The organism is Streptomyces flaveolus (assembly GCF_000716535.1).
Lineage (GTDB): Bacteria > Actinomycetota > Actinomycetes > Streptomycetales > Streptomycetaceae > Streptomyces > Streptomyces flaveolus_A.
Genome location: NZ_JNWV01000091.1, coordinates 1 through 6,521, shown reverse-complemented (window position 1 = coordinate 6,521; position 6,521 = coordinate 1). Strand labels below are relative to the sequence as shown.

The window sequence follows — 6,521 nt, the reverse complement described above, 5'->3', positions numbered from 1 at the left end:
GGCCGCCACGGCCGGCTCGGCCACGGCCGTGGACCGCAGGCGTACCACGCCGTTGAACTGCGGGGTGGCGAGCCCGCTGCGGAACTGATCGACAACGGGTCCCGGACGGCTCTCCGCGTCCCACCCCATGAGGTACTGACGGAAATTGGCGAACACGGACAGCAGCAAGCCGGGGTCCTGGGCAGCCTCCCGGGCCTGCCCCTGGTCATCGTGTGGCGTGCCGATCGCCCTTGCTGCATGCACCATGAACACGGCCTTCTTTACTTCGCGGATCTGCTGTCTGACGGGGCCCGTGCGTGCAGTCCCGTACGCGATATGGCTCCCGGGCGAGAGGTCGGGGACGACGCGATGCTCACCAGGACCGAACCCAAGGCGGTCGGCAGCCCCCCGGGAGCCACAGTACTCCGACGATCACCAGGACATCAGAAGGCGTCCGTACCGGCCGGCGCCCCGCACGCCGCGGACGAACGTCGCGCGAAGGCCGGTCCAGGCGTATGCGGATACCGGGCGCAGACATAGCCGACGACCGTCAGGGCACCAGGCGCCGCCGGGTCCGGCGTGGTTGAAGACGGCGGGGTACCCGAGGACGGCCAAGCCCCGGCTACCGTCAGGAGCTGTGACCGGATCCCGGGACCCGGCCGCTGCGCTGAGCAGGAACCACACCTCGGCGACCAGAGCCGCGCCGGCCGCGAACTCCCCGCCGAAAACGGTCACTTGGAACCCCTTGAGCGTCAACGCCTGGCCGTAGTCTGGGCCGGCCCGGGACAGGGTGGTGACCCCGCGAACGTCACGATGGTGAGCATCAGGACCCTGCGACTGTCAGGCCGTAACGCTCGGCGTTCAGGGCCTGTTCGGGGAGTCGTTTCGTCCGCCTGCCACTCCGGTCGTTCCTTTGCCACTGTGTCCAGCGTGTGCGTTATGGTTTGGCCAGCGCTCTCCGGCCCATGACTGTCCTCCGGAGCGAGGATCAGCGACGTCCCTTGTCAGGGACCGTCCTACAGCCCGTAGATCGCTTTCAGCGTCTTCACCCGATCACGTCAGAAAGAATCGGATGCGCATCAAAAACGCGAGCGTCGTGCTCGCAGGTACCGCTGTGATGGCCACATTGGCCGTGACGCCCGCCGGTGCCACCACCACCAGTCTTCCGAACCCGTCGGTCACGGGTGTGCTCGCCGTGCAGAAGCAGGCGATGGCCTACGGGGCGCCCGGCGCGCTCACCCGAATCGACTCCGGGGCCTCCAGCTACCGGATCGCCATGGGGAAGGCAGACACCGCGGCCGGCACCGCGATGGACGCCGACCGCAGGTTCCGCGTCGGCAGCGTCAGCAAGAGCTTCACCACCGTGGTGCTGATGCAGCTCGTGGCCGAGGGACGCGTCGACCTGGATGCACCGGCGAACGACTACCTTCCCAAGCCGCTGCCGGACGATCGCACCACCGTGCGGCACCTGCTGAGCCACCGCAGTGGCCTGTGGGACTACACGAACGACATGTTCTACCACACCGTCCCGGGCTTCGAGGCGGTCCGGAACAAGGTGTTCACGTTCCAGGAACTCATCGACCTCTCGACCGCGCACCAGCCCACCAACCAGCCGGGGGCCGCGTACAGCTACTCCAACACCAACTTCGTGGTGCTGGGCCAGCTGATCGAGCACGTCACCGGAGTACCGATGGCCACGCAGTACGAACAGCGGATCTTCCAGCCGCTCGGCCTGAAGAACACCTCCTACGTGCATCCGCAGACGACCATCGCCGGCTCCTACGCGCGGGGTTACGTCCGAGACGACGACACCACGCTGCCGCTGGTGGACTCCACCGAGCAGACCGTCTCCTGGGCCCAGTCCGCCGGAGCGGTGATCTCTAACTCGGCGAATCTGAACCGGTTCTTCGCGGCGCTCGTCTCCGGCAAGCTCGTCCCCGAGCCGCAGTTGCAGGAGATGATGAGCATGGTCCCGGTGAACGCGGACGGCACCCAGTTCTACGGACTCGGCCTGCGGGCCAGGAAGCTTTCCTGCGGCGTGACGGTCTACGGTCACACCGGCACCGTGCAGGGCTATTACACGTACGCCTTCACGACCGCCGACGGTAAGCGCAGCATGACGTCGATGGCGAACACGTCCAACAACGGCACCGTCAACACCGTCCTCGCCGGCACTCTGGAGGCGGCGTTCTGCGGCGTCGACCCCGTCAAGAGCAGCAAGGTCGCCCGCTCCGGAGGTGAGGCCTTCACCGAAGACATCGCCCCCCAGATCGTCCGTCACTGAGTCTCCCACACGTCCGTGAGGTGACCTGGTCGCCACTGGGCGCCGCGGCGCCGGCCTACGCAGGCCGGCGCCGCGGACACTCGCCCGTGTGCGTGGTGTGGTTTCTCAGGCGGTCCACCGGACGACTGCCGGTGTCACAGATCGGGTGCCTGTTCGGTCAAACCCCTCAGCCACATGGGCCATGAAGGGATGACGGACGATGACACCTCATGGGGATCTCCCCGCACCACAACAGGGCCTCCTCCTCACGCACTTCCTGACTGTGCGCGATGTCGCGGTTTCCCGGCGCTTCTACGCCGACGTCTTCGGCGGCGAGGTCGTGATGGAGGAGAACCCGGCGATCGTCAAGGTCGCCAACACCTGGATCATCATGAACCCCGGCGGCGGTCCGACCCCCGACAAACCGGGGGTCACACTGGAAGCACCCCAGGATGGTGCACGTGTTTCCGGTTTCCTCAATGTGCGCGTGGCCGACATCGCGGCCTTCTACACGCATGCTGCCGCGAATGGGGCCGACTTCCTCACGGAACCCGTCGACCGCGGATCCGAGCTGCGCTGCTATTTCCGCGACCCCGACGGCTACCTCATCGAGGTGGGCCAGTCCACGGGTTTGCTCGTAGGGATCCAGGCGGCCACTCCGGCAGGGTCCAGTTGAGCGCCGCGACGCGGCCCCGTCGGTACAGGGGAGTTTCCGAATGAAGGTCGTCGTGTTCGACGACGGCGGGCTCCTGGGCGCCGAGACCGCGCTGTCGGTCAGGGACCACGGACACGAGGTCGACCTGATCTCGACAGCCGAGGGATTCGACTCGCTCACCCGAGAAGAGATCGCCAGGTCTCTGCGCGACTGCTCGGTAGTGATCGACCTCTCTCACCAACTGTCCCTGGGCGCCGGGATCACCGATGATCACGGTCTTGTGATGGACGAGGAAGCCCTCGCCGCATCATGGCGACTTTCCACCAGCGCCCTCCTCCAGGCCGAGACGGCCGCTGGTGTCACACACCATGTCTCCCTTTCCGTGGTCGGTGTGGACCGTGTAAGGAGTGAGGGTGTCTTCCGAGCCCTCCAGGCGCAGGAAGTCATGATCCAGCGGTCTGGAATCGCCTATTCCATAGTGCGTTCCACGCAGATGTTCGAGTCGGTCGAGGACATGGCGACCGCAGGAACCTACGACCGGATGGTGTGGGTGCCGCCGGTCGACGTGCGGCCAGTGTCCCTGACGGACGTGGCCACCCTGCTTGCCCACACCGCCGTGTCCCGCCCGCTGATCGGCGTCCGCGAGATCGCCGGCCCCGAGCAGTTCAGGTTGGACGCCTTCGTGCGTACCGCCCTCTCTGCGCAAGCGGAGTACCGCCGTGTCTTCACGGACATCCAGAGCCCCTTCTTCGGCGCGCGTCTTGGGCCCAAAGATCTACTTCCTGGTGCCGACGCCGTCATCGCGCGGACGAGCTACCGGGAATGGTCCACCAGCCGCCCCGCGCGGGAGAGCCACGAGAGGCGCGGCAGCGGCCTGCCCCCGGACGACGCTTGCAGGCCGCGTCACGGATCGTCCGACGACGGCCCTTCTCGGGGATGAAAGACCTGGCATACGGCATGGAAGAGAGCCGCTGATGACGTCACTGAAACTCCGCCTGCTCGGAGCGGTCCGCGAACTCGCGGCCGTGGAGCTGCCCCCCGCCACCTCCGTCCACAGTGGCCGGCCGCTGCGCCGTTTCGCCCTGGAGCTTCACGTTCCGGATGAGCGGCACCAGGAACTGGACGCCGAACTGGAGGCTGCTGCCGCCAACGAAGGAAGGCCCCTTCGAGGTACTGACGCGGCCTGGCGCGTCTTGGATGGCTGGACCGCGACCTCCCGGGGACGCCGACCCGAGATCTACATCTACAGGATGGAGGTCCAGGAGGCCGAAGTCCTGGAACCCTCAGCTCTGGAGATCGAAGGACTGAGCCTCACTCCGGCCAAGTACAAAGAGGAGGCCGACGAGAACACCGTCATGGTGACGCTCGTCACGGAAGTCACCGGCGAGGACGACGAACATCTGGAAAAGCTTCTCAGGGACCCTGACGCGCTCTACGACGTCACCCGTCGAGGCATCAGTGACACACCTCTGCGTATGCGCTTCGGACGCTGCCTGTGGGAGTGGGGCGGGGACGGGGCCCGGCGTCACCACCTGGAATTGATCGCCGCCGGGGGCGGGAACGAAGCGGCACCCTCTCCTCTCGCCCTCGTGAACCAACCGCAACTCGAGCGGACCATGGAAAGGGCCGCCGCGAACACCGATGCGCTGGCCAAGCTCCTGGAGGAGCTGTACTCCCAAGGCGTACTCAGTGAGAGCGCCTTCCAGGCGATCAATGCCGCCGCGACTCCACGTCCGTTGACCCGGCGCGAGGAGCGCGAAACGTTCCGCACCGACCGTCTGAGCGACTACTGGCGCTGAGGTCATCTGTTATCGACGTGGATGAGAGGGGATGATGCATGTCCGGAGACGTCGCAGAACCGGTGCCTCAGATGGTTCTGTCTCCCTTGACCAGTGCGGCGATCTTCTTGGTCGTGACGATCGACAGCGGTGGCGAGACCACCGTTCGCGAGCTGTTGTCAGATCTCGGTTCACTGGAACGGGCCGTGGGGTTCCGTGCCCAGCCCGACGGCAGGCTCAGCTGTGTCACCGGCATCGGTTCGCACGCCTGGGACCGGTTGTTCGCCGGACCGCGTCCGGCGAGGCTGCATCCCTTCCGGGAACTGGACGGTCCGGTGCACCGAGCCGTCGCCACCCCTGGCGACCTGCTGTTCCACATCCGCGCTTCGCGGCTGGACCTGTGCTTCGCGCTCGCCACGGAAATCATGACCCGGCTGCGCCGAGCGGTCACGGTCCAGGACGAGGTGCATGGCTTCAAGTACTTCGACGAACGTGACCTGCTCGGCTTCGTCGACGGCACGGAGAATCCGACGGGGCCGGCGGCGCACACGGCCGTGCTCGTCGGCGAGGAAGACCCCTGGTTCGCAGGCGGCAGCTATGTCGTCGTGCAGAAGTACCTGCACGACCTCGACGCGTGGGAAGCCCTGCCGGTCGAAGCACAGGAGAAGGCGATCGGTCGCCGGAAGCTGTCCGACGTGGAACTCGCGGACGACGCCAAACCGGCGAACTCGCACGTCGCACTCACCACGATCACCGACTCGGACGGCAACGAGCGTGAAATCCTCCGTGACAACATGCCCTTCGGATCCGTGGGCCGTGGGGAGTTCGGTACCTATTTCATCGGCTACGCGCGCACTCCCGAGGTCACGGAGACGATGCTGGAGCGCATGTTCCTGGGCACGGCGTCAGCGTCGCACGACCGTATTCTGGATTTCTCCACTTCCGTCACGGGCTCCCTGTTCTTCACGCCGTCCGCGGACTTCATGGAGGACCTGCCCGACCCGCCGGCCCCTGAGACCTGCGCTGCTCCACCGACCGAGCGACACGACTGATGAGCCGGAGCTTGCACGCCCGTCCAGTTCTTCGCCCTGCCCTGGGGCGTGGTGCTTGCCTCTTCCTCGGAAATGTTCCCGAACAAGATGCGCACCGCCCGTCCCCACACTGCCTGGAGCGCTCGAACCGAGCGGGTGGTGCGGGGTCGCGTCACCCTTACTTCTTGTACTCGTTGTACCGCTTCAGGCCGCCGTGGTACTCGTCCATCCAGTTCTGGGCGAAGGAGCCGTCCTGGATCTCGGCGAGGACCTTCTTCATTTCCGCCTTGGTCGCGTCGGTGATGATGCGCGGGCCGGTGAGGTAGTCGCCCCACTCGGCGGTCTCGGAGATGGACCAGCGCATCTTCTCCAAGCCGCCCTCGTACATCAGGTCCACGATCAGCTTCAGCTCGTGCAGGCACTCGAAGTAGGCGATCTCCGGCTGGTAACCGGCCTCGGTCAGCGTCTCGAAGCCCGCCTTCACCAACGCGGAGACACCACCGGCGAGCACGGCCTGCTCACCGAAGAGGTCCGTCTCGGTCTCCTCGGTGAAGGTGGTCCTGATGACGCCGGCGCGGGTGCCGCCGATGCCCTTGGCGTACGACAGGGCAAGCGCGAAGGCGTTGCCGGAGGCGTCCTGCTCCACGGCCACGAGACAGGGCACACCACGCCCCTCCTCGTACTGACGGCGCACCAGGTGACCGGGTCCCTTCGGGGCGACCATGCAGACGTCCACGCCCGCCGGGGGCTTGATGAAGCCGAAGCGGATGTTGAAGCCGTGGCCGAAGAACAGCGCGTCGCCGTCCTTCAGGTTC

At 66.4% G+C, this 6,521-nt stretch carries 5 protein-coding genes and 2 pseudogenes; 5 read left to right on the top strand and 2 right to left on the bottom strand.

Translation table 11 applies throughout. The features are described 5' to 3' along the window. Positions 1-252: pseudogene (locus OO52_RS50570) on the bottom strand (GNAT family N-acetyltransferase); the annotation flags it as partial. A gap of 799 nt (positions 253-1,051) precedes the next feature. Here OO52_RS50570 and OO52_RS45060 point away from each other — a divergent pair. The 5 genes from OO52_RS45060 (at position 1,052) to OO52_RS45040 (ending at position 5,727) form a co-directional block, all read left to right on the top strand. Next, positions 1,052-2,263 carry a serine hydrolase domain-containing protein gene (locus tag OO52_RS45060; RefSeq protein WP_030659182.1) on the top strand — a complete coding sequence of 404 codons (1,212 nt, stop codon included), beginning with the start codon at positions 1,052-1,054 and terminating at the stop codon, positions 2,261-2,263. A gap of 199 nt (positions 2,264-2,462) precedes the next feature. Beyond that, positions 2,463-2,918 (top strand): VOC family protein, encoded by a 456-nt coding sequence (locus OO52_RS45055; RefSeq protein ID WP_030659179.1) that lies wholly within the window; start codon positions 2,463-2,465, stop codon positions 2,916-2,918. 52 nt (positions 2,919-2,970) lie between these two features. Further along, positions 2,971-3,837 carry an SDR family oxidoreductase gene (locus OO52_RS45050; RefSeq protein WP_234340019.1) on the top strand — a complete coding sequence of 289 codons (867 nt, stop codon included), beginning with the start codon at positions 2,971-2,973 and terminating at the stop codon, positions 3,835-3,837. A gap of 34 nt (positions 3,838-3,871) precedes the next feature. After that, positions 3,872-4,696 (top strand): hypothetical protein, encoded by an 825-nt coding sequence (locus OO52_RS45045; protein WP_030659175.1) that lies wholly within the window; start codon positions 3,872-3,874, stop codon positions 4,694-4,696. 38 nt (positions 4,697-4,734) lie between these two features. Next, positions 4,735-5,727 (top strand): Dyp-type peroxidase, encoded by a 993-nt coding sequence (locus OO52_RS45040; protein WP_051819142.1) that lies wholly within the window; start codon positions 4,735-4,737, stop codon positions 5,725-5,727. Positions 5,728-5,890: 163 nt separating this feature from the next. Here OO52_RS45040 and ilvC read toward each other — a convergent pair. Then, positions 5,891-6,521, bottom strand: a pseudogene (gene ilvC / locus OO52_RS45035) (ketol-acid reductoisomerase); the annotation flags it as partial.